Origin of the sequence: Alkalihalophilus pseudofirmus (assembly GCF_029094545.1) — a bacterium.
Lineage (GTDB): Bacteria > Bacillota > Bacilli > Bacillales > Bacillaceae_D > Alkalihalophilus > Alkalihalophilus pseudofirmus.
In genome coordinates this window covers 1,910,424-1,935,592 of record NZ_CP117835.1, presented here as the reverse complement: position 1 = coordinate 1,935,592, position 25,169 = coordinate 1,910,424, and the positions used below count along the sequence as shown (strand labels likewise).

General features: G+C 40.6%; 21 protein-coding genes. 18 read left to right on the top strand and 3 right to left on the bottom strand.

Annotated features, from left to right (window positions below; all coding sequences use genetic code 11):
• Window positions 1-53 precede the first annotated feature (53 nt).
• The 5 genes from PQ478_RS10355 to PQ478_RS10335 are packed head-to-tail and all read left to right on the top strand — an operon-like array spanning window position 54 to window position 4,974.
• Window positions 54-989 carry a carbohydrate ABC transporter permease gene (locus PQ478_RS10355; RefSeq protein WP_289236805.1) on the top strand — a complete coding sequence of 312 codons (936 nt, stop codon included), beginning with the start codon at window positions 54-56 and terminating at the stop codon, window positions 987-989.
• Window positions 986-1,816: a carbohydrate ABC transporter permease gene (locus PQ478_RS10350; protein WP_289236804.1), complete on the top strand. Its 831-nt coding sequence runs from the start codon at window positions 986-988 to the stop codon at window positions 1,814-1,816. Before PQ478_RS10355 ends, PQ478_RS10350 begins: the two co-directional genes overlap by 4 nt.
• A 30-nt stretch (window positions 1,817-1,846) precedes the next feature.
• Window positions 1,847-2,941, top strand: a complete 1,095-nt coding sequence (locus PQ478_RS10345) for a Gfo/Idh/MocA family protein (RefSeq protein WP_289236803.1) — start codon at window positions 1,847-1,849, stop codon at window positions 2,939-2,941.
• Window positions 2,942-2,964: 23 nt separating this feature from the next.
• Complete coding sequence (locus PQ478_RS10340) at window positions 2,965-3,990, top strand: Gfo/Idh/MocA family protein (RefSeq protein WP_289236802.1); 1,026 nt, start codon at window positions 2,965-2,967, stop codon at window positions 3,988-3,990.
• Window positions 3,991-4,005: 15 nt separating this feature from the next.
• Window positions 4,006-4,974: a sugar phosphate isomerase/epimerase family protein gene (locus PQ478_RS10335; protein ID WP_289236801.1), complete on the top strand. Its 969-nt coding sequence runs from the start codon at window positions 4,006-4,008 to the stop codon at window positions 4,972-4,974.
• A gap of 108 nt (window positions 4,975-5,082) precedes the next feature.
• Here PQ478_RS10335 and PQ478_RS10330 read toward each other — a convergent pair whose 3' ends face one another.
• The 3 genes from PQ478_RS10330 to PQ478_RS10320 form a co-directional block, all read right to left on the bottom strand.
• Window positions 5,083-6,450 carry a hypothetical protein gene (locus tag PQ478_RS10330; RefSeq protein WP_289236800.1) on the bottom strand — a complete coding sequence of 456 codons (1,368 nt, stop codon included), beginning with the start codon at window positions 6,448-6,450 and terminating at the stop codon, window positions 5,083-5,085.
• Between the two features lie 91 nt (window positions 6,451-6,541).
• Window positions 6,542-7,288 carry a MerR family transcriptional regulator gene (locus tag PQ478_RS10325; RefSeq protein WP_289236799.1) on the bottom strand — a complete coding sequence of 249 codons (747 nt, stop codon included), beginning with the start codon at window positions 7,286-7,288 and terminating at the stop codon, window positions 6,542-6,544.
• A 20-nt stretch (window positions 7,289-7,308) separates the two neighbouring features.
• Window positions 7,309-9,369 carry a HelD family protein gene (locus tag PQ478_RS10320; protein WP_289236798.1) on the bottom strand — a complete coding sequence of 687 codons (2,061 nt, stop codon included), beginning with the start codon at window positions 9,367-9,369 and terminating at the stop codon, window positions 7,309-7,311.
• Between the two features lie 328 nt (window positions 9,370-9,697).
• Here PQ478_RS10320 and PQ478_RS10315 point away from each other — a divergent pair, with 328 nt between their 5' ends.
• From PQ478_RS10315 to PQ478_RS10255, 13 genes are all read left to right on the top strand, one after another.
• Window positions 9,698-11,518: an assimilatory sulfite reductase (NADPH) flavoprotein subunit gene (locus tag PQ478_RS10315; protein ID WP_289236797.1), complete on the top strand. Its 1,821-nt coding sequence runs from the start codon at window positions 9,698-9,700 to the stop codon at window positions 11,516-11,518.
• 27 nt (window positions 11,519-11,545) lie between these two features.
• A complete protein-coding gene (gene cysI, locus PQ478_RS10310; RefSeq protein WP_289236796.1) occupies window positions 11,546-13,264 on the top strand; it encodes an assimilatory sulfite reductase (NADPH) hemoprotein subunit in 1,719 nt (572 codons plus the stop codon).
• Window positions 13,265-13,984: 720 nt separating this feature from the next.
• Window positions 13,985-15,412, top strand: a complete 1,428-nt coding sequence (locus tag PQ478_RS10305; protein ID WP_289236795.1) for an aldehyde dehydrogenase family protein — start codon at window positions 13,985-13,987, stop codon at window positions 15,410-15,412.
• Window positions 15,413-15,568: 156 nt separating this feature from the next.
• A complete protein-coding gene (locus tag PQ478_RS10300) occupies window positions 15,569-16,768 on the top strand; it encodes a GTP-binding protein (protein ID WP_289236794.1) in 1,200 nt (399 codons plus the stop codon).
• Window positions 16,769-16,783: 15 nt separating this feature from the next.
• Window positions 16,784-17,317: a dCTP deaminase gene (dcd, locus tag PQ478_RS10295; protein WP_289236793.1), complete on the top strand. Its 534-nt coding sequence runs from the start codon at window positions 16,784-16,786 to the stop codon at window positions 17,315-17,317.
• A 162-nt stretch (window positions 17,318-17,479) separates the two neighbouring features.
• On the top strand, window positions 17,480-19,033 hold the full coding sequence (gene nikA, locus PQ478_RS10290) for a nickel ABC transporter substrate-binding protein (protein WP_289236792.1): 1,554 nt from the start codon (window positions 17,480-17,482) through the stop codon (window positions 19,031-19,033).
• Window positions 19,034-19,101: 68 nt separating this feature from the next.
• Window positions 19,102-20,061: a nickel ABC transporter permease gene (gene nikB, locus PQ478_RS10285; RefSeq protein ID WP_083633425.1), complete on the top strand. Its 960-nt coding sequence runs from the start codon at window positions 19,102-19,104 to the stop codon at window positions 20,059-20,061.
• A 14-nt stretch (window positions 20,062-20,075) separates the two neighbouring features.
• Entirely contained in the window at window positions 20,076-20,900 is an 825-nt protein-coding gene (nikC, locus tag PQ478_RS10280) for a nickel transporter permease (protein ID WP_289236791.1), read from the top strand.
• Window positions 20,897-21,718 (top strand): ATP-binding cassette domain-containing protein, encoded by an 822-nt coding sequence (locus PQ478_RS10275; protein ID WP_289236790.1) that lies wholly within the window; start codon window positions 20,897-20,899, stop codon window positions 21,716-21,718. The genes nikC and PQ478_RS10275 overlap by 4 nt, the downstream gene beginning before the upstream one ends.
• The gene (locus PQ478_RS10270; protein WP_289236789.1) at window positions 21,715-22,500 is read left to right on the top strand and encodes an ABC transporter ATP-binding protein; all 786 of its coding nucleotides are present in this window, start codon (window positions 21,715-21,717) and stop codon (window positions 22,498-22,500) included. The genes PQ478_RS10275 and PQ478_RS10270 overlap by 4 nt, the downstream gene beginning before the upstream one ends.
• 407 nt (window positions 22,501-22,907) lie before the next feature.
• Complete coding sequence (locus PQ478_RS10265; protein WP_289236967.1) at window positions 22,908-23,711, top strand: metallophosphoesterase; 804 nt, start codon at window positions 22,908-22,910, stop codon at window positions 23,709-23,711.
• A 109-nt stretch (window positions 23,712-23,820) separates the two neighbouring features.
• Window positions 23,821-24,642 carry a hypothetical protein gene (locus PQ478_RS10260; RefSeq protein ID WP_289236788.1) on the top strand — a complete coding sequence of 274 codons (822 nt, stop codon included), beginning with the start codon at window positions 23,821-23,823 and terminating at the stop codon, window positions 24,640-24,642.
• Between the two features lie 89 nt (window positions 24,643-24,731).
• Window positions 24,732-25,154: a VOC family protein gene (locus tag PQ478_RS10255; protein ID WP_289236787.1), complete on the top strand. Its 423-nt coding sequence runs from the start codon at window positions 24,732-24,734 to the stop codon at window positions 25,152-25,154.
• Window positions 25,155-25,169 lie beyond the last annotated feature (15 nt).

Here is a 25,169-nt window from a genome sequence, read left to right as displayed (position 1 = left end):
GGGAGGGGCAGCCGCTCACGCTCCTCCTCTACATGTATAAGGGAGGGAACGATATGAAGACGGCTGTTGATACCGATGTCATTATGATTAGTCCAGAGCAAAAGAAGAATAAACGGAAAAAAGGAAAAACGATTCTTCTGTTTGTTTTGCCAGCACTTTTAGTTTATTCGATTTTTATTCTATACCCCATTATAGCTACGTTTAACTACAGTATGTATAACTGGAACGGCGTTCAAGCACAGAAGACTTTTATAGGCCTTGAAAATTATTTTACCTTATTCTCTGATTCTACTTTTTGGCAAGCACTACAGAATAACATGCTGCTAGTACTAGTGTCAGTCTTTGTTCAAATCCCGCTTGGATTAATTATGGCATTGGTTCTTTTTAGCCCAATTATGGGGAAGAAGTTTTTGAATGTCATTTTCTTTTTACCTTACTTAATGTCAACGGTGGCAATTGGCTTATTATGGATATTCATGTATGACCCAATCAATGGCCCAGTTAATCAAATTGTTCAATTGTTTGGTTTCAATGCAATACCATGGTTAGCTGATAAAAATACCGCAATGATCGCAATTTTAATCGTCGTTATTTGGCAGTTCTCTCCTTTTTATATGATTCTCTTTAAGGCTGCAATGGTAGGAATTCCTGATGAATTGTATGAAGCAGCAAGTATAGATGGGGCAAATGAATTACAAAAGTTTTTTTATGTGACATTGCCAGCTCTAATTCCAACATTTGTTACTTCTTCCATACTAGCCATAGTTGGATCACTCAAGGCCTTTGATATTTTCTACATTATGACTGGTGGAGGCCCAGGAGGAGCGACTGAGATACTAGGAACCTATATGTATAAACAAGGTTTCATTAATTTTAGTATGGGTTATGCAAGTACAATTGCTGCAGTCATGTTTTTAATTGCATTTGCCTGCGTCATCATAATTCAGGTTATTGAATACCAGCGAAAGAAGCGGGGGTTATTTTCATGAAACCATTACAGCTAATAAAGAGAATTCTATTGTATGTCTTAGCCATTTCGCTGCTAATCTTTACGTTTTATCCGTTCATGTACATGATTGGAACATCCTTTAAAAGCATGAGTGAGTTTTTCGTCAATCCGTACTCAATTTTTCCCGAGTTATTTACCATCGAACATTACTTTTCTGTTTTTGATATGGGATTATCGAATTACTTTCTAAACAGTATGATTATCACAACATCAGCAGTTGTCATTACCGTTATGATTGCTTCTCTAGCAAGCTACCCTTTAAGTCGAATGAAATTTCGCTTGAATCGGCCATTATTTCTCCTCTTTGTTGCAGGAATGATGCTGCCAATTCACGCAACATTAATTCCAATTTTTGTATTGACTCAAGGGATGGGCGTCTATGATACGTTACTAGCCTTACTTGGTCCGTATGTTGCATTCAGTTTGCCCATTTCGATTTTTATCTTAACGCAATTTATGCAAGAGATTCCTAAGGAACTAGAAGAGGCAGCGCAATTAGATGGTGCGAATCATTGGAAAATCTTTTGGAAGGTCATCTTTCCAAATATCGTCCCGGCCATTTCTACGATTGTCATCTACAACTTTGTCTTTCTATGGACGGAATTTATCTTTGCTTTAATCCTCATTACAAGCCCAAGTAATATGACATTGCCTTTAGGGCTGCAAAATTTCTATGGGGAATTCATGATCAATGTACCAGGGTTAATGGCTGCATTGACACTTGCAAGTTTACCAGTACTGCTTTTATTCATCCTAGCACAAGAACGTGTAGTAAAGGGACTTACTGGAGGAGCTGTGAAAGGATAACGGTTACTTATAAAAAAGGAGTTAAAAAGAGTGGATAAAGTAAAGGTTGGTATAGTCGGTTGTGGAAATATTAGTGACATCTATTTCACTAATTGCAAAGAGCTAGATGTTCTAGAGGTAGCTGCCTGTGCGGATCTAGACCTAGAAAAAGCACATCAGGCTGCAGCTAAACATCAAGTTGAACATGTTTACACTGTACAAGAAATGCTAGACAGCAAAGATATTGAATTAATAATCAATTTAACCCCTCCAGCTGCCCATGTTTCCTTGTGTTTAGAAGCACTTCATGCCGGAAAACACGTATACGTAGAAAAACCTATCGCTATAAAAGTGGAGGACGGGAAAAGAATACTAGAATTAGCAAAAGAAAAGGGCTTGCTGGTTGGCTCTGCTCCTGACACCTTTCTTGGTGGAGGCATTCAAATGTGCCGGAAATTGATAGATGACGGGTGGATAGGGAGGCCGGTTGCCGCCAATGCATTTATGATGGGGCATGGTCCGGAAGCATGGCACCCGAATCCAAACTTTTTCTATCAAGAAGGCGGAGGGCCATTATTTGATATGGGGCCTTATTATTTAACAACGTTAATTTATTTACTAGGTCCAGTTAAGCGTGTAACAGCGTCAGCAAGTATCTCAGTTAGTGAGAGAACGATTAAAAGTAAACCTTTATATGGTAAAAAGATACAAGTACATACTCCAACTCATATTTCTGGAGTACTCGATTTCAAAGAAGGTACCGTTGCAACTTTAATTACCAGCTTCGATGTTTGGGGATCTCAGGTGCCAAGGATGGAGATTCATGGTACGGAAGGAACGCTAAGTGTCCCTGATCCTAATACATTTGGTGGACCAATTCTATTAAAGCGGCCTGGGGCGAACACGTGGGAAGAGATCCCGATCTTATTTCAATTTACCGAGAATAGTAGAGGAATTGGAGTCGGCAATATGGCGCTGGCCATTAGAAAGAATGATGAGCATCGAGCGAATGGTGAACTTGCCTTACATGTACTTGAAATCATGCATGGATTGCTTATGGCATCAGAAACAAATAGTCACTACTTTCTAGAAAGTACATGTCAAAAGCCAACATTAGTACCACAGAAAGATTTCTTAATCAAATAAATTCGTTCGTGGGAGGAATAGTAATGGGGAAATTAAAAGTAGGAATTATTGGTTGCGGTAGTATTGCACAAAAACGTCATCTGATTGAATACGAGGCAAACAACCAGGTGGAAATTGCAGCAGTCTGTGACATCAATGAACAGCGAGCTTACGAGGTCGCAAACGAGTACAAAGCTAAAGCCTATTTTGATTATAAAGAGTTACTGACAAACGAAGACTTGGATGCAATCAGTGTTTGTTTACCCAATTATCTACATGCCGAGGTGACCATAGCCTCTTTAAACAGCGGCAAGCATGTATTATGTGAAAAGCCTATGGCTACGTCTAAAGAAGAAGCAGAAGCGATGATTCTGGCTGCAGAGGAAAATGGTAAGAAATTAATGATTGCCCACAATCAGCGTTTCGTGGCTTCGCACCAAAGGGCAAAAAAGTTAATTGAAGCAGGAGAAATCGGTAAGGTGTATAGTTTCCGGACAACATTCGGACATGGAGGGCCTGAGGGTTGGAGTATTGATGGAAAGGGAAGCTGGTTCTTTAGGAAGGATGAGGCCTTTATTGGGGCAATGGGTGATTTAGGTGTTCATAAATCTGATTTAATCCGTTATATTCTCGGAAAAGAAGTTCTCGAAGTAGGGGCAATGGTAGAGACCAACGCAAAGGAAGATACGACAGTTGATGATAATGCGGTTTGTATTTTAAAAATGGAAGGTGGAATCATCGGAACCTTAACGGCCAGCTGGGCGTATTCACCTGTAGCTGATAATTCAACCGTGATTTATGGAGAAAAAGGGATTATCCGACTTGAAGATGATCCGAACTACTCGCTGATTCTGCAATATCAAAATGGGGAAACCGTCAATTATGAATTAGCAAAAATTCAATCTAATGAAGCGGGCGGTCAAACAACAACCCATGTAATCGATCAATTTGTTGATGCTATAAAAAATAACACGTCACCACCTGTACCTGGTGAAGAAGGCTATAAATCTTTAAAAGTGATATTAGCAGCACTAGAATCAAAGAAAACAAAAACGATTGTACAACTTTAGAGGGAGGTTGGAAAAGTGAAATTAGGAGTTTTTACTGTTTTATTTGCTGAAAAGTCTTTTGAAGACATGCTAGATTACGTAAAAGAAGCAGGTCTGGATGCTATTGAGATCGGAACAGGCGGTTATCCTGGCAACAATCATTGTCCACTAGATGTTCTGCTTGATTCAGAACAGGAACGAAAAAAATACATGCAAGCGATTGAATCAAGAGGATTAATGATCAGTGCGCTCAGTGCTCACGGCAACCCATTAACACCTAATAAATCATTTGCCAAAGAGAGCCATGAGACACTTATAAAAACCATTCAATTAGCAGAACTCCTACATGTCCCTGTTGTTAATTGTTTTTCTGGAACACCAGGAGATAGTGAGAATGCCACATACCCAAACTGGCCGATTGCCCCTTGGCCAAATGATTATAGTGACATCTTAAAATGGCAGTGGGAAGAGAAGTTAATCCCTTATTGGAAAGAAGTTGGCCAGTTTGCAGAAGAGCACTCAGTAAAAATTGGTCTAGAATTACATGGAGGATTTTTAGTTCATTCCCCTCACACGATGCTGAAGTTAAGAGAAGAAACGTGTGATGCCATTGGAGCAAACCTAGACCCAAGTCACCTTTGGTGGCAAGGTATTGATCCAGTAGCGGCCATTAAAATTCTCGGAAAGAAAAATGCTATTCATCATTTCCATGCAAAGGATACTTATATTGATCAAGATAATGTAAATATGTATGGTCTAACGGACATGCAGCCATACGGTGAAATTCAAACGAGGGCATGGAACTTCCGCTCGGTCGGCTTAGGTCATAGCATTCATGAATGGTCCAATATTATCAGCGCATTACGAACATATGGTTATGATTATGTGGTCAGTATTGAACATGAAGACCCAATTATGTCGATCAACGAAGGCTTCGCAACAGCCGTTAGAAATTTGCAGTCAGTATTAATCCGTGAACAACCAGGGAACATGTGGTGGGTATAACTAATAAATGCACGAGAAGGCAGACTGCGCTATTACAGTCTGCCTTTTCTTATAGACTAGGTGGAGAAATGCTAAATGAGTGTTGGCAAGCTATGCCAACACTCTTTATTATATCTGCTCAAAATCCATAGGATCTAAGTATATACCAGATTGATAGTATTCTCCCATGTCTTGAGGTGTCACGATTTCGCCCGGAGGAATATCGGCCGCTGTATATTGAATGAAGTCTTCAGATATTTGATTATTTCTGTAAATAAGGAAAAGAGGGACTAATGGAAGCTGGCTAGCGTCAATCCAAGTATAACCATTCTCGGAGGTGACAGATGATGGACGTGGGGCTCCAAAGCTTATCACTAGATTTACATACCCTTCATGATCAATAATTGTCTGATAATCTGAAATAGTATATAGTCCCAACATACCAACTGGTGTGACAAAATTCATGCTCCAATATTGCATATCTTCATTGCCTGTGATCCCGAAATTATGATACGTATCCGGGAACGTAGGAGCTTTCCAGCGAATATATAACAACTTATTAGGGCCCCTGTCAATTAGGTTGGAAATGGTATAGATGGTATTTCCTTCAGGCTGAAGAAATTCTGGTCCAAAACGCTTCCATGTTAAATCGACGTTCTCTCTAAAGTCGATCTCTATGTTATTTCTTGTAATCATATTAGCAACTTCATTTAGATTCATAAAGTCATAAAAATCCAGCTGATGCTGCTGAGTTGTGGTTTGAAATGCAACAGAGGGGAGACTGCTATTTTGTGCATAAGTGATAAAAGGAAGATCGACACCTCCTGTTTTATCATAGCCTATACTCGGAACGTAAATTCTTAATATAATAAACCCGGTTCTATTTGGTGCACCACTTTCAAGAGACCCAGCATAAATAACATTATTACCCGCATCAGGAACAAAAAGAGTTGATCCCTCAGGAGGTTCAGTAAAACGGATTTTCAACGTATAGTTACGGTTTGTTGCATCCCAATTCGCACCAGGCAAAAAGGGGTTCGTACTGCCTGGATCAGGAATTAAATCCTTACCAACTATGGCATCAACTAAACGATGAGTTGGAATATTTGCTACATTAAAGGTGAAATAGCGTGCATAGGGATATCGCCCTCTGATGACAATTTCGGTAGTGGGATCAGCTTCATACGGAAAAATGTAGTAGCTCGCGTTATGGTCTCCCAAGAAAAAGTACGTATCACTTGGTTGATAAATCCAATTTTGATGAGGACCGGGATGAGGTACATTAAAAGAGGTTTGGTCCGTTTGATTTCGCGATAATGGTAAGTTTGGCACACTAGTTTGGTTTATTTGATTAGGTACATAAGGAGAGGTTTGGTAAGCATAATTCTGTGATAAAGGTGTGTAGTTAGGTTGAAATGTATAAGAAGGATGATAGGAATAATGGTGTGGCTGTGAAGTAAAAGAAGGACCAGCTTGCCTAAAATATCCATTTCTCAAGATAACATTCACTCCTCTTTTATTCGTTTCAATTAATGTATGCTGTCGTTTAAAACATGTGTAAAATGCCTAATTTGTTACTCAATTTAAGTCATTTTGCAGTCGTCTTATTCATTTTTAGATAACCAACTAATATTTTTTTGGCATCATCAGCATATGTAATAGCCAGTGTTAAAGAGGTGATTAATTGATCTGTCACAGAAACGATATCTTCGCTTTCTGATGGTGTATCAAGGATCTCAATTACTGCAGAACCTGGAGGCTTAATTGTACTAAACAGCCTTAAAATCGCATTGAGAGAATAATGAGCTTGTCTCAAACTGCGAATCACACGCAGCTGTTCCACTTCCTTTTCACCATAAACTCTGAATCCATTCTCAAGCCGCGGGACTGAAATTAGACCGTTCCGTTCCCAATTACGTAATGCCTCAGGTGTGACACTTAAAAGCTTGGCCACTTCTTTTCTGGAGTACGTTTGATTACCTTGTACGGACTCTTTCCTCAGCCATTTCTCCACAACATCTGCCGCTTTTACAGCATGGTGATACTCCATCTCCAAATGAGTGATGTATTGGATTGTTAACTGCAGGGCGCCTTGGAAATCTTCTTTACCTGAAGCATATACGATTTGTCTTGCTCGATTTCTCATATCTCCTTGCACAATTTCACATGTAAACAATAATCGGGCTATCTTCATTTGCAGCAAGTGGACTTCTGAATAGATTCGATATCCATTTTCTTTTCTAGGAACAGGGGAGATATAGCCCCAGTCTTCATAAATCCGCACAGTGTTAGGGTGCACGCCCACTAATTGTGCCATTTCTTTTGTTCGATACACCCCAACCACCTGCTTACGGTTTAATTTTGATTCTCTATAATCAATTGCGACGGATCGTCTGCGTCTTGCATAACAATGAGTTGATGCATAGCACGGGTGCAAGCCACATACAATAATCCTTTTTCAAACTCATTTCTGTATGCACTGCCACTCACAAAAGGAACAATTACTTGATCAAATTCAAGTCCTTTAGCCAGCTGAACGGTAGTAAGTGTAATTCCTTCTGAAAAGCTAGAGCTTTCTTCATCTAGTCGTGTGAACGTAAATTTCTCACGCAAAACTCCATCTAACGTTTGTACCATAGCTTCTGTTTTGCAAATAATACCACACGTTTTAAATTCGCTCTGTTCAAATTGATGGAGAGAGGCTATTAATTTCTCTACCTGCTCATCGTCACTGTGATACGTGATGATCCTTGGCTTATCTCCATGACGTTTGACTGCTTCAATAGCATTCTCAGGGAGGAATTGTTTCGTAAATTCGATAATTTCATAGCTGGAACGATAACTTTTCTTTAGTTCGACAAACTCAGGCTCTGAAAAGATCGGCTTAAATGTTGTCTCCGTATGCAAGGAGAAAGGGTTCAGTGATTGACTGAAGTCTCCAAGAATCGTTCTCTTGCACGGGAATACCTTTTGCAGCACCATATATTCTACTGGCGTATAATCCTGCATTTCATCGACAACAAGATGATCAACCACATCAAACGTGTCGATGCCTTCTAGATAATCAATACAATACAGGTATGGATACACATCTGCAAATTCTAACTGATTTTTCTTCATGGTAAAGAGCTCAGTTCGGTTTAAATGTGCATAGAAGGACTTATACAGCTGCATAGGATCATTAAAGCGAAGTCGCTTTTTTAGCCTCTTAGTTACTTCTCCCATTGAGGGAAGCTTCATCTCGCCCATTCTTTTGGATTTCATAACTTCGAGGATATCCCTTGCTATATACTCCATACGTTGCTTGACTGGATAACGGCTATAGCTTTTAAAACGGCGGCTAAGATAGTCCTGCGTGAACTCCATCTCTTGGATTGTAATTTTTGTCGGTTCGAACATTTCTGTATCCAGTTGTGTTAAGTAGTCTTTAAAAAGGCTGAAAAATTCTGTTGATGATTTGAACGAAATCCGCTCTGCAAACGATGGGTCATGATGTTCGATCAGCCGTTTGGTTTGATCGTATTTTGTGGTGAAGGAGAATTTAGCTGGCATAATTGAACGGGCAATATCCTCAATCGTATTCTCTTTAATTGGTTCCTCACCAAGCTCGGGCAGGACAGTTGAAATGTAATCGGCAAACACTTTATTAGGAGAAACAATCATCACCCGATCAGAGGAGAGTGTTTCTTTATTTTTGTATAATAAATAGGCGATGCGGTGAAGAGCAATAGACGTTTTGCCGGAGCCTGCCACGCCTTGAATAACGAGCGTATGTGCTTTCTCATTTCGTACGATCTTATTTTGTTCTTGTTGAATGGTTGCAATAATTGTTTTCATGCGATCATCAGCAGTTGTACTTAATTCCTTTTGCAAAATATCATCGTGGATATTAGTGGAGCTTTCTAGAACGTACTCAAGCTCGCTGTTTGTAATCTTAAATTGACGCTTTCTTGTGAGTTCACCTGAAATCAATCCATTTAATGACTGATACGAGGCAGGACCAAGCTCGTACTCATAATACATCCCTGAGACCGGGGCGCGCCAATCATAAATACATATAGATCCATCTTCATCTGTAAACGAGAACTTTCCTATATAGAAGATTTCAGTATCCTCCGCAGATTCTCCATCATAAATAAAATCAATACGGCCAAAGTATGGGGATTCAATCAGTTTCCCTAGCTGATCTAGCTTTTTTTCAACCATCACCCCAGTTTTATCAATTGTCGTAAGAGAGCGTTGATGACTAAACGCCTCCATAGCATCCATTTCATTTCGATAATCGACCATGTATTGTTTCAAGTCCTTATAATCATCATGATAATTTTCAAGCTTGCCGGCTTTTTTCTCATACGCTTTATGCAATTTGGTTAAAATCGTTGATAAAGAAATGATCTCATCAGGAAATCTAGTCATTTTATCCCTCCTTAAATTAAACACAGCAACCATCTTAGCAAAAAAGGAAAGGGTGGTGGCTTATTGGAGGGTTTGGTTTAAATGAGATTGAAACTTCTATTTGAAGTGACACACATTACTCACACGCCTAATATATTAGCCAAAAGAGGTTCAAATTGAATGCACTTTCATTCTGTATTGTGTTAAATCATACTTGACTTATAGGATTTATGAGTTTACCATTAATTCAACCATTATTTTTATTTTCAGTTAATGAAAAGACGAATGAAAGGTAGTCTCTATCAATATAGTGACTGATGATAAGTTCATATTTGTGAGGTGGATATCGTTGCAACTTCAGGTAGTTAACAGTCCTTTTAGTCAGGAGCAGGCGGATCTCCTTAATCAACTTCTGCCAACGTTAACAGAGTCGCAAAAAATTTGGTTGACGGGTTATTTAGCTGCATCCCAATCAGCTGCAGCCACGGCTGCACCAGAAGCTCCGGCAGCTCAAGCTTCTTCAGAAAGTTCCCCGCAGCCCGTTTCCAAAGAAGTAACCATTCTTTTCGGTTCGCAAACGGGTAATTCTCAAGGTCTTGCAAAACAGACAGGGAAGACCCTTGAGGAAAAAGGCTTCCAAGTAAACGTAACATCAATGAATGATTTTAAGCCGAATCAGTTGAAAAAAATTCAAAATCTTTTGATCGTTGTGAGTACACATGGTGAGGGAGAGCCTCCGGATAGTGCACTGACATTCCATGAATTCCTTCACGGCAGAAGAGCTCCAAAGCTTGACGATCTACGTTTCTCTGTCTTAGCACTAGGTGACAGTTCTTATGAATTTTTCTGTCAGACAGGTAAAGAATTTGATCAGCGCTTAGAAGAGCTTGGCGGCACACGAATTCATCCTCGTGTCGATTGTGACCTTGACTATGATGATCCAGCAGCAGAATGGCTTGATGGAGTCATTAGCGGTTTAAGTGAAGCACAAGGCGCAAGCAGTGCACCAACGCAAGCAGCAGCTGCACCTGCAAGTGGTGAATCAGCATATTCAAGAAAGAATCCATTTAAAGCGGAAGTATTAGAAAATCTTAATTTAAATGGCCGCGGCTCTAATAAGGAAACGCGTCATCTTGAATTATCGCTTGAAGGATCAGGACTTACGTATGCACCAGGCGACAGTCTAGGAATCTATCCTGAGAATGATCCTGTATTAGTAGATTTACTCATCAAAGAAATGAACTGGGATCCAGAAGAAATTGTAACGGTCAATAAACAAGGGGATGTTCGTCCGCTTAAAGAAGCGCTCACTTCTCATTTTGAAATTACCGTGTTAACAAAGCCGCTTCTTGAGCAGGCAGCAAAGCTATCTGCTAATCAAGACCTGACAGAGCTTTTATCAACAGGTAATGAGAAACTAAAAGAATTTATTGAAGGCCGTGATTTGCTTGATTTAGTTCAAACGTATGGTCCATGGAGTGGATCTGCACAAGACTTCATCTCCATCTTACGCAAAATGCCAGCCCGTCTCTATTCGATTGCAAGCAGCTTATCAGCCAATCCTGATGAAGTTCATTTAACAATCGGCGCTGTTCGTTATCAATCACACGGCCGTGATCGAAGCGGAGTTTGCTCGATATTATGTTCAGAGCGTCTAGAGCCAGGTGACACGCTTCCTATTTACATTCAACATAACGAAAACTTTAAGCTCCCTGAAAATCCAGAGACACCAATTATTATGGTAGGGCCAGGTACAGGGATTGCACCATTCCGCTCCTTTATTCAAGAACGTGAGGAAGCAGGAGCCGATGGAAAGTCATGGTTATTCTTTGGCGACCAGCATTTCGTCACAGACTTCCTTTACCAAACAGAGTGGCAGCAATGGTTAAAAGACGGTACATTAACAAAAATGGATGTTGCATTCTCACGTGATACAGATGAGAAAGTCTACGTGCAGCACCGTATGCTTGAGGCGAGTAGGGAATTATATGAGTGGCTTGAACAAGGAGCGGTTGTTTACATTTGCGGAGATGAGAAGCATATGGCCCATGATGTACATATGACTCTGATCGATATTATTGAAAAAGAAGGGCAAATGAGCCGTGAGAGTGCGGAGCAGTATCTTGCTGATATGCAGCAGCAAAAGCGTTATCAACGTGATGTATATTGATTTTGGATCGGAAGGAGAACAGACAACATGGCTAACGAGAAATTAAAAGCGCCAGACGGCCCTCCAAGTGATGTGGAGCGAATTAAACAGGAGAGTAATTTGCTGCGTGGTACCTTAAAGGAAGTAATGCTAGATCGTATCAGTGCGGGCATTCCAGATGATGATAACCGCCTGATGAAGCACCACGGCAGCTACCTGCAAGATGACCGTGACCTGCGTAATGAACGTCAAAAGCAGAAGCTTGAACCAGCATATCAATTCATGCTGCGTGTCCGTATGGCAGGCGGGGTATCAACACCCGAACAGTGGCTTGTGATGGATGAGCTTGCAGATAAATACGGAAACGGCACACTAAAGCTGACGACTCGTCAAACATTTCAGATGCACGGGATCTTAAAGTGGAATATGAAGAAAACGATCCAAGAGATTCATGCATCGATGCTTGATACGATTGCCGCGTGCGGAGATGTTAACCGTAACGTGATGAGCGTTTCTAACCCAGACCAATCTCAAATCCATACGGAAGTGTATGAGTGGGGCAAAAAAATAAGTGATGATCTATTGCCGCGCACACGAGCGTATCACGAAATTTGGTTGGACGAAGAAAAAGTAGCTTCTACACCTGATGCAGAAGAAGTCGAGCCAATGTATGGCCCGCTCTATTTACCGCGTAAATTTAAAATAGGGATTGCTGTCCCTCCGTCAAATGATGTTGATGTGTACTCACAGGACCTTGGCTATATTGCTATCATTGAAGACGGGAAGCTGATTGGTTTTAACGTTGCAATCGGCGGCGGTATGGGTATGACTCATGGTGATAAAGAGACGTATCCGCAGCTTGCTAAAGTGATTGGATTCGTCAAACCAGATCAAATTGTTGATGTTGCTGAAAAAATTATTACGATTCAACGTGATTACGGTAATCGTTCTGAACGTAAGAATGCCCGCTTCAAATACACAGTAGATCGTCTTGGTCTTGAGAATGTGAAAGAGGAACTAGAAAACCGCCTTGGCTGGAGTCTTGAGGAAGCAAAGCCTTTCCAATTTGACAGCAACGGTGACCGCTACGGCTGGGTGAAGGGTGTTCGCGGCAAATGGCATTTCACGATGTTTGTAGAAGGCGGTAGAATTGTTGATACGGAAGAATACAAGTTAAAGACAGCTGTGCGCGAAATTGCTAAGGTTCATACGGGTGATATCCGTCTTACAGCAAACCAAAACTTAATCATCGCTAACGTATCAACTCAGAATAAGAAGCAGATTATGGCACTTATCGAGCAATATGGATTAACAGACGGAAAAAACCATTCTGCTCTTCGCCGCAGCTCCATTGCCTGTGTGTCGCTTCCTACATGCGGCCTTGCAATGGCAGAAGCAGAGCGTTATTTACCAGTTTTAATTGATAAGATTGATGCGATAATTGATGAAAACGGTCTTCGTGACGAAGAGATCACGATTCGTATGACTGGCTGTCCGAACGGCTGTGCCCGCCACGCATTAGGCGAGATCGGCTTTATCGGAAAAGCGCCAGGCAAATACAATATGTATCTTGGAGCAGCCTTTGATGGCAGCCGTCTAAGCAAAATGTACCGTGAAAATATCGGGGAAGAGGAAATCCTGCGTGAGCTTGGTGACATTCTTCCACGTTATGCAAACGAACGCCAAGAAGGCGAACACTTCGGTGACTTTGTCATCCGAGCAGGAATTATTAACGCGACGACTGACGGAACGAATTTTCATGCATAAATAGGAGAAAGACAGGGATGCATCCCTGTCTTTTTTTGTGTTTTGTGTAATAGGAATCAGTGAAACCAATGAAAATATTTCTTCTGACATTAGGTGTTGATTTCCGCTGCAGGCACACTCTACTGCGGTCATTCCGGGAGTTTCCTCCTCGCTACGATCTAGCAGGATACCTAATAGCCACGTAAAAATGAACTCCCCTGCCATAATGGTTGATCTCCGCTGCAGGGACTCGCTTTCCGCGGGCGGTCCGGAAGCCTCCTCGTCGCACGCTCCTGTGGGGTACCCGCTGGCCACGCACATCCCGCAGGAGTCAAGTCCCTTCCGCTCCAATCAACAGCGGAAGGATGTTGTAAAGTGCTCACTCATTATAAGCAGCTTCTAAACCTAACAGACGCTGAGGCAGATTAAAGCAATAGTTATTAGAACTGCGCTTACTTCCTACTCAATCTCACAACATTTCTTGAATAAGCACATAACCTAGCGGATGAAATATGCGGAGACTCCAGCGGTGCCTAGAGCAAGGCTGAGATCCCACAGGGCATAAACCCGAGGAAGCTCAGCAGCTCACCGCGGAAAGCGAAGCATATTTCAGGAGCGGCAATTTTCCAATAACGGATATTTGTTATTTGTTTAAAAAACAAACATGCTGGGAATATACATGCTGTACACGTATTTTAGAAGTTTAATTGAACATCAACATATTAAAAAGGAGTTTTTCCCATGCGAAATCAACTGAAGCATTATATTAATGGTGAATGGACGGAGTCGACTGGCTCTGAAGTAATTGAAGTCATTAATCCAGCAACAGAGGAAGTGATGGGTAAAATCTGTTCAGGTACAGAGGAAGATTTAGATAAAGCGGTAAAGGCTGCAAGAGCGGTATTCCCAGCATTCTCCCGCTCAACAAAAGAAGAGCGAATCGAATGGCTCGAAAAAATCGTACAAGGCTATGAAAAAAGAAAAGAGGAGCTTATTGAAGTGATGACCGATGAGCTTGGTGCACCGTTATCAGTCTCTGAAGAGGTTCATTATCCAATGGGGGTCGGGCACTTTAAACAGGCTATCGAATCCCTTTCTGACTTTTCTTTTACTGAAGATAAAGGAGGGCACACCCTATTAAAAGAATCTATTGGAGTAAGTGGGCTGATCACACCATGGAACTTTCCGACTAATCAACTGTCAACAAAAATTGCTAGTGCCATTGCAGCAGGAAGTCCAGTGATCTTAAAGCCGGCTTCTAAAACACCGTTTGCTGCGATTATTGTCGCTGAAATCATCCATGAAGCAGGCTTGCCAAAAGGTGCATTTAACCTTGTAAATGGGTCAGGTTCTGTCATTGGAAATGGAATCAGCTCACATCCTGACATAGACTTCGTTTCCTTCACCGGTTCTGGCGGTGTTGGTGAAACGATCATGCAAAAGGCAGCGGAAACGAAAAAGAAAGTCGCACTCGAGCTTGGTGGCAAATCACCTGTTATCGTGCTTGATGATGCAAATGTGGAAGATGCAGCGAAGACTGCTATCTCTCATATCACAAAAAATACTGGACAAGTTTGTTCAGCCGGGACGAGAGTATTGATTCCGGAATCTATGAAAGAGGAATTTGAACAGAAGGTCGTTGAATTGCTTCCGAATTATCCAGTCGGAGATCCTCGTAAAGAAGGAGTCGCAACTGGCCCGCTTGTCTCTGAGGATCAGTGGGAGACCGTTCAATCCTACATTGAAAAAGGTGGAAAAGAAGCGAAACTGCTTGTCGGCGGAGCAGGAAAGCCTGAAGGATTACCAACTGGCTATTATGCGAAACCAACATTTTTCACCGATGTATCAAACGATTCCGTTATTGCACAGGAAGAAATTTTTGGCCCAGTATCAGTCATCATTACGTATAGTGACGTAGAAGATGCAATCGAGAAGGCCAATGATACAAAATACGGGTTAGCAGGCTATGTAGTCGGTCAAGACCCTGTACAACTCAGCTATGTGGCTTCAAGCATTAGAGCCGGCCGGATTGTCGTTAATAATGCCGAAACAGATTTTAACGGACCATTTGGCGGCTACAAGGAGTCAGGCATCGGCCGCGAATGGGGCGACTTTGGCATCGAGGAATATTTAGAAGTTAAATCAGTACATGGCATGCCTAAATCATAAATGGAAAAATACCAGCACACACTGTGCTGGTATTTTTTATGAGGTATGGGATGTAAATATCACGTTTAGTATCCTAAATTAGAGTTTTGACAGAAGAACTCAGACAAGATATTATGTAAATAGTAATTATTACGATTTACATAACAGGAGGCTATTATGAATAAAATTATCCCAGTAACGGTCTTAAGCGGCTATCTTGGATCAGGAAAAACCACTCTATTAAACCATCTATTACAGAATAGAGATGGGCTGAAAATCGCTGTTATTGTTAATGATATGAGTGAAGTGAATATCGATGCAGAGTTAGTCAAACAGGGTGGCGAGTTATCACGTACAGATGAAAAGCTAGTAGAAATGTCAAATGGCTGCATCTGCTGTACACTGCGAGAAGATCTGTTAATCGAAGTAAAGAAACTGGCACTAACAGGAAATATTGATTATATTGTCATTGAATCTACAGGTATTAGTGAACCAGTCCCAGTTGCTCAAACTTTTTCTTATATTGACGAGGAACTTAATATTGACCTGACTGAATTTTGCCGGCTGGACACAATGGTTACTGTAGTGGATGCAAACCGATTCTGGCACGATTTTCGCTCTGGAGAAACACTTCTAGATCGAAAAGAATCTCTAGGGGAAGATGATATACGAGAAATTGCTGACCTACTCATTGATCAGATAGAGTTCTGTGATGTACTCCTGCTAAATAAATGTGATTTGGTAGATGAGGATGAACTTGAGAAATTAGAGAAGGTTTTACGCACATTACAACCCGATGTAACATTAATTAAAACCATGCAGGCCAAAGTCGACCCTAAGGAAGTACTTAATACAAAACTATTTAACTTTGAAAAAGCGAATCAATCTGCCGGATGGATTAAAGAGCTTACAGCTGGTCACAAAGCTCATACCCCTGAAACAGAGGAGTATAATATTTCATCCTTTGTCTATAGCAGGAGATTGCCTTTTCATTCAGTCCGACTATATAATATGATCCACAATTTGCCTGAAAATGTTGTAAGAGCTAAAGGAATCGCATGGTGCGCCTCAAGAAATAACCTTGCTATTCTTATGTCACAAGCAGGACCCGCTGTTCAATTTGAACCGGTGTCATATTGGGTAGCAAGCCTTCCTGAAGCAGAGAAAAAACATATCATTAAAGAGAACCCTCATTTACTGAATGAGTGGGACCCTGAATTTGGAGATCGTCATACAAAGCTTGTTTTTATTGGTACAAATATAGATAAAGATGAGATCACCCAAGAACTAGACAGGTGTCTGCTAACCGATAGCGAATTAATGTCAGACTGGGACGAGTTAGAAGATCCATTCGGATGGAAGCTTCAAAACGCATAAGAAAGTGGGGACATAATGATTTTATCCAGCAAAACAATCCAAACAAAAATTGAGAATAATGAACTGGGCATTGACCCTTTTGAAAAAGAGCATATTCAGCCGGCTTCACTGGATTTGCGTCTTGGAACGCATTTTTTAACAATTGATGAATATAAAGAGAACACTTTATCTTTAACAAAACCCGTATCGTATAGCGAAATAATTCCTGAGGATAACAAGCTCATTTTACCACCTCAGACCTTTTTACTAGCAACCACGCTCGAAACAATCCACCTGCCTAATACATTAACAGCTTTTGTTGAAGGAAGGAGTTCAATAGGTAGACTCGGCTTATTTATTCAGAATGCAGGCTGGGTAGACCCAGGGTTTAGCGGTCAAATCACATTGGAATTATACAATGCTAATCGATTGCCGATTGAACTCATACCTGGCAGAAGAATATGCCAGCTGGTATTTGCAGAAGTCACAGAGGAGGGCGTCCCATACAGAGGGAAATACCTTAACCAAAAAGGGGCAACATACAGCAAAATATTTGATGATAAGGATTAAAATGATCAAACCCACAAGAACCACTCTCATTAAGAAGAAAAAGGAAAGAAGGTAGTGAAAGCTGCTTAAAATAATTTAAAGTAAATATATACAAAAGGAAGGGATTCATATACAATGTAAATCGAAATGATTACGATTTTTGTTTATGAAAGGGAGATTTATATGGGCCTCAAACGTTTACATTCAATCTTGTTCCTGTCCTTTATTTTATTACTTTTATCTGCGTGCGGGGGAGAGGAGACATCCTCAAATGAAAGTGATGCGAGCACAGATACAAATTCAGAGGAACGAAAATCTTTAACAATGCTTTTTAGCTTTGCCTCTTCATCCATTGATCCTCATCAAGATTTCATGGGAGTTCGTGCAGGGATTGCAGAAACTCTAGTAAAAATTGATGAAAATTTAGAGATCCAGCCGTGGCTCGCTGAAGAGTACGAACAGGTCGATGAGAAGACATGGAAATTCAAGATTAGAGAGGAAGTTACGTTTCATGACGGTACACCTGTTGATGCAGAGGCTGTGAAGGCTTCATTTGAACGTGCTGTAGAAGAGAACGCTGCTGTTGCTTCTGCGCTTAAAATTGAGTCGATTGAAGCGGATGGTATGGAAGTTACATTTACAAATGAAGAACCTTACCCAGCTTTTGTTAGTGAGCTAGTACATACAAATGCATCGATTATTAAGACAGATGCTGATAACATCAGTGAACACCCAATTGCTACTGGTCCTTTTAAGGTGGAAAGCTTCATTTCCGAGAGTGAAATAAACCTTGAAAGATATGAAGAGTATTGGGATACTCCAGCTAAGCTTAATGAAGTAACAATAAAATTCAATTCTGATGCCAATGTACGCGCATTAAGTCTTCAGTCCGGTGAAGCAGATATCGCCTACCACCTACCACCTGAAGCACTGGATCCGATTGAATCAAGCAATAAGCATCGGGTCGAATCCGTGCCTAGCCTGCGAGTACATTTCTTGCTCTACAACCAAGCATCCGAATCGCTGCAAGATAATAGAGTCAGAAAAGCATTAGACCTTATTGTGAACCGAGATGTAATGGTAGAAGAAATTATGAATGAACATGCAACAGCTGCCAGTGGACCATTTAACCCTGACTTTCCATTTGCAGGAGATAGCTTAACAGTTAACTATGATCCTGAACAAGCTGAGGCTCTGTTAGAAGAGGCAGGATATACTAAAAATGATCAAGAAAATCTTGAAAAAGACGGAAAAGAACTCTCACTTACTATTGCCACGTATCAAGGCAGACCAGAGCTTCCTTTAATGGCACAGTACTTCCAGGCTGAAGCTGCTAATCTAGGGGTGAAGGTTGATATTGTAACGATTGAAGATATTGACAGCTATTTATTTGAAAAACAAGATGAATGGGACATTGCAACTTACAGTAATCTTACTGCACCACGAGGAGATGGGGGTTACTTCTTAAATGTAGCATACTTGCCGAATGGTGGACTAAACCCTGGGCAGATCAATATTGAAAAGCTAAACGAACTAACTCATCAGATTAATAGAACGGCTGACCCAGAAACTCGTAATGAGTTGAAGAAACAAGCTGTTAGTGTAATTCAGGAAGAAGTTCCTCACTCATTCCTCCTTCATCCTCATATTATTGTAGGAGTCAATGAACGTGTTAAGAACTGGAAGCCAGGTTCTGAAGAGTATTATTTAATTACAAATACGTTGGATGTTGAATAAACGTTTGCAGTGAAAGTGTGAAATAAGCACTTTCACTGTTTCTGTTTTTGTGGAGAGGAAGTGAAGATGTGACTTGGCGGAAACAAATAGTAAAAGTAGTAAGCTCAAGGCTGCTGCAATTTATCATTATGATTTTAGTGCTTTCTTTCGTTACGTTCCTTCTAATGAAGATCACTCCAGGAGATCCGATAAGGACCATTTTAAAAGTGGATGATGTGGGTGTTACGCTTGAAGAAGAGCAAGAATTAAGAGAGGCTTATGGATTTAACCAACCTATCCTTGTTCAATACAGAGAATGGCTGTCAAACGCGGTACGGGGAGATTTAGGAGATTCCCTTATTACAAATCGCCCTGTCATGGATATGATCACCTCCAGACTCCCAGCAACAATTGGCCTTGCAGCAGGGGGGATAGTCATGTTATTTATAATTGCTTTACCTTTAGGGATGCTTGGTGCCGTCTATGAAAACAAATGGCCAGATAGGCTAAGCAGATTGATCGCTCTAGCAGGTGCATCCATGCCAAGCTTTTGGCTTGGACTATTGTTAATTCAGTTATTTTCTCTTCATCTGGGGATTCTTCCCGTTATGGGTCGTGGAACATTTGCTCATTATATTTTACCTTCCATCACATTAGGTATTGCGATGGCACCCATGTATATCCGCCTGCTCAGAGAACGACTAATCCATACACTCAAAAGCCCCTATATTGAAGCAGCCGAAGCAAGAGGCGTTAGAAGAAGCAGAATCCTCATTGTACATGTGTTAAGGGGGAGTCTTATTTCGATTGTCACATTGCTTGGTCTTAGTATTGGCAGTCTTTTAGGAGGAATTACTGTCGTCGAAGTGTTATTTTCCTGGCCAGGAATGGGTGAGTTGATTGTGCAAGCAGTCATGCAAAGAGATTATCCGGTCATTCAAGGCTATATTCTCGTCATAGGAATCTTAGTTGTCACAGCTAATTTAATTGTAGATATATTATATACCGTTTTACATCCACAAATTAGGTATGGAAAGGAGGGACTGTAATGGAGGCACTTCTGATGAGACCACGAACATCAATTAAACGGAACCTAGGACTTTTTATAGGAATTGGTTTAAGTTTAATCTTGCTAACGATAACCATATTAGGAACCTTCTTAGTCCCATATGATCCTTTCTCTATTGATATGACTAACCGTCTTCAATCTTCCTCAATGGTACATTGGCTTGGAACAGACCAATTGGGGCGAGATGTCTTATCGAGAATGCTGTATGGTGCGAAAATTACTATTGGTTTAGGATTGGCTACGATTCTTATATCTCTTGCTATTGGCGTACCTTTAGGCTTGATATCTGGATATGTTGGTGGTCGAGTCGATCAATTTTTCATGAGAATTGTTGATGGAATTTTAATTTTTCCTGACTTTATTTTAGCGATCGCTTTAGCTGGTATACTCGGTCCTAGCTTAACAAATATCGTCATTGCTCTGATTTTAGTGAAATGGATTACATACACCCGTGTAGTAAGAGGGTTAGTTTTAGCAGAAAAAGAGAAGGATTTCATCACTGCTGCGAAGGCAGCAAATTCAGGAACATTTAAAATCATTCGAATGCACATTATCCCTCATATATCCTCTGACCTTGTCTCTATGGCTGCTATTGATGTAGGTAAAATCATTTTAATGATTTCCGCTTTATCCTATATCGGTATTGGAGCTCAACCACCTATTCCTGAATGGGGCGCCATGCTGAATGATGGACGTGCTTATTTTCAAGTACATCCTGCATTAATGGTCTATCCGGGGCTTGCCATAATGTTTACCGTGTTATGTTTCAACTTATTAGGAGATGGAATCAATCAGGTTTCTAGGAGGGAGAAAGGATGAGCACAGCTTTACTTGAAATAAAGAACTTGGTCGTATGCGTTTCAAATAAACCGCCCTTGTTGAATAAGGTGAATCTAAGCATAAAGAAAGGAGAAACCGCGGCTTTAATAGGTGAAAGCGGAAGCGGGAAAAGTTTAACTGCAAAATCAGTCATGGGAATGCTTCCAAAAGGCCTGATTCAAAGGTCTGGAAGAATCACTTTTAAAGAAGAATCTATATCTGAAATGACTATAAAAGAGAGACGGTCTCTCCTCGGAAAAGAGATTGCTCTAATACACCAAGATTATCGCGGGAGCTTCACACCATACCTTAAAGTAGGCAGTCAAATGGTAGAAGCCCTTAGAAGTCATGAGAAAACAAGCCGAAAAAAGGCAAAAGATCAAGCACTGTTCGTTTTGGATCAGATGAATCTACCTGCTAAAAGAGTCTATCATAGTTACCCTTTTCAACTGAGCGGAGGTCAAATCCAACGAGCAGCCATTGCATGTATGATGCTGCTAAAACCCTCATTACTAATATGTGATGAAGCTACTTCTGCCCTTGATATGATCAGCGGCGAAATCGTCTTAGATTATCTAGAACGTGTTCAAATTGAAACAAACTGTGCTGTCCTTTATATTACACATGATCTGACACAAGCCTACAAAAGAGCTGATTATATTTATATTATGAAGGAAGGAACAGTTATTGAGGAAGGGCCATCAAGTAAGATCAAAGAGTCACCGCAGCACTATTATACAAAACAACTGAATTCAGCAGTTTTGCCCCTTCCCTCAAATGAGATCGAGCACAGCATGAGGAGTTCAGTGAATTTATGAGCCACGTAAAAATAGAAAATATTTCTAAGTTCTATAATAAAAATGTGCATGCATTAAACAAATTATCCTTTACCATCCAAAAAGGGGAAAGTATTGGTGTCCTTGGAGAAAGCGGGAGTGGTAAAAGTACACTAGCAAAAATCCTCACTGGAATAGAGCCAGCTACCAGCGGTACGATTACTTTAGACGGAGAGAGTTTAAATAGAAAAAAACGCAAATTAATGTCGTCTTACCGCAAAAAAGTCCAAATGATTTTTCAAGATGCAACGAGTGCACTTAATCCGAGACTGCGAGTAGAGCAGTCAATTATGGAACCTTTAAGTAATTATCCTGATATCATTCCTTCTTATGCAGATGTATCTTCTTACCCTAAAAAAAGAAAAGAGCAGCAAATCGTAAGAGACCTCTTGAAAATGGTCGGGCTTAAAGAAGAAATGGCTTTGATGTATCCCGATCAGTTAAGCGGAGGACAGAAACAGCGAGTCGGCATTGCACGCGCTATCAGCTTAGAACCTTCTTTACTCGTTTGTGATGAACCGACAGCCAGCCTTGACGTCACGGTCCAAAAGCAGATTCTAGACTTGCTAAAAGCACTTCAAAATCAACACAATCTGTCAATCTTATTTATTTCCCATGATGTTCGTGCTGTGTATTATATATGTACAAGAATAATTGTGTTAAAGAACGGGGAAATGGTTGACACCTTTAAACGGGATGAACTTTATGATGAGGCACGCCATCCTTATACGAAATCACTAATTCAAGCTGCCAGCGTTTCATGAGCTGCCCTGTACTGACGTGGGGCAGTTTTTTCTTGTTAGTGCAACGACGCAATGACCTGCCGAATGTATACAATTCCACCTGATCCATACGCATATCCTGCTTGAACTGACGCAATTACATTCAATCGATGCAATTCAGCCGGCAACCGGCGCAATAGCTTAATCAATGCGTTCAATTATCATTCTTACTGACGCATAAACAGGATGAAAAAATACAATTAAATCGGACGCATAAAACATGCGCTAGGTTACAAAAAATTTATTGTGCTGCGCTAGATTAAGGACTATATTTTTAACAAATATTGGTCTGATTTGATTGGTCTGATTTGATTGGTCTGATTTGAGGTGAACCTTTGACAAAACGTATCATAAAGATATTTACTCTTAGCATTTTTACCGCACTGCTAATGCTTTTCTTTTTCCACTTTCAAAATAATTCCATTACTACAACTGAAATACATATAGACTCTGACAAGATCCCTGCCGAATTTCACGGGTATACAATCGTTCAATTATCCGATCTTCATAGTAAATCCTTTGGCAAAGATCAGCGCCTCTTGCTTGAAAAAGTCGATGAGTCCAAGCCTGACCTGATCGTATTTACAGGGGACTTAATCGACTCAAAAAACTATGATGAAGAAGCAAGTCTCCTGCTGATGCAGGAATTAGTGAAGCGTGCACCTGTTTACTTTGTAACAGGAAATCATGAGTGGTGGGCAGGGACTTTTTCTTCGCTTGAGGAGAAGCTTGGAGACCTAGGTGTAATAGTGATGAGAAACACGGCAGCTGAGATTACACGGGGAAATCAGTCAGTTCGAATATTAGGAGTTGATGACCCAGCCATATCCCCACACGAGGATAAAGAGGAGTTAACAAGAGGAATTGAGCAAACATTAGCAAATGCTCCTGATGAGAATGCTTTTACCATTCTCCTCTCACACAGGCCAGAGTGGCTGGCTTTATATAGTGTTTACCCGATTGATTTAGTGTTTTCTGGCCACGCTCATGGCGGACAGGTAAGATTACCATTTATAGGAGGTCTAGTCGCACCAAGTCAAGGGATGCTGCCAACTTATACAGCAGGAACATACACGATGAATGAAACCACGATGATCGTAAATAGAGGCCTTGGAAATAGTATTATTCCACTCAGAGTATTTAATCGGCCTGAGATGATCGAAATGAAGCTAAATTCAGTTAAAAACGAATAAAGCCTAAGTGATGGTTCAGCATTAAAGCAAACAGTACACTTTGAAATAATTTGATAGCTTTGAGGTGATCAAAATAGAGAAGCTACAGTTACATAACAATATGGATTTCATGTCTTCGTTACATTTTATCAGCGGCAACGTGACAGTAGATGGGACGTTGCTTTTGATTGAGAGTGATGTCCTTGAATTGGACTATTTTCAGCGACCAGTTACGAAAAACACTTGGATCATTCGGATCATTAAAGATGGAATAATGCAAACGATAGAGTTAAAAAATGTTCCCCTCATACCAACTGGAATCGATCTTTTTCAGGACGGATCGATTTTACTTGTTCAATCACGTTGTTTCAAAGATGGAGAAAGAATTGAACGAAATGCAAGAAGATACAATATTAATGGACAACTGATTGATGCGTTTACCCTTGGTGATGGGATTAATACTGTGCAAATAGACGAGAACGATACGATTTGGGTTAGTTATTTTGATGAAGGGATTTTCGGCAATTTCGGCTGGGAGGATCCGATTGGGCACAGTGGATTAACATCCTTTTCTATTTCAGGTGAAAAGGTATGGGAAGCTAAAGGATATTCTATGGTTGATTGCTGCGGTTTAAATGTGACTAATTCATCTAATGTTTTCTTTCATTATTATGATGATTTACATCTCGTTCATTTAACAAACGGACAAGAGGCTTTACGCTATCAAGTTAAAGGGTCGGATGGTTTTGATCAGTTTATGTTTGATGAATATGGCCTCATCGCACAAAAAGATCGGCAAATATTAACCCGCTATAAAATAAACAAGAGAACGCTCTCACCAAGCGATAAAATCAACATGATTGATAAAGAAGGCAAGCGAATTTATGGACCTATATTTATGAGAGGCAGGTTCCTATATGTATGGGGGAATCAAAAAATTTATTGGCGGTAAAAATGATTACAATTATTGGTTAAGTTATGGTAAACTAAACAAGAACAAATGTTCCAGACTTACATACTATAATAAAAAGAGGTGTCCACATGATTAAAGCATTAGCTCCGTATATTGTGACAAATGGAAATGGTCAAGAGGCAGTAGAATTTTACAAAAATGCTTTCGATGCTGAACTTATTGGTGTGCAGACATTTGGTGACATGCCCCCAAACCCGGAATATCCATTGCCTGAAGAAGCGAAGGATCGTGTGATGCACGGAGCCTTGCAAGTGGGGGACACGAGATTAATGATATCTGATACGTTTCCAGGACAGCCTTACGAATTAGGATCACAAGTAACGATTGCGATGATTTTAACTGATGTTGAAAAATCAAAAGAAGTGTTCAGCAAATTAAGTGATGGCGGCAATGTGACGATGGAGCTGCAGGAAACCTTTTGGAGTCCGTCATATGGACAAGTAACTGATAAATTCGGCGTGAGCTGGCAGATTACTACGGAAGTAGAATAACTGTAACGAAGCATG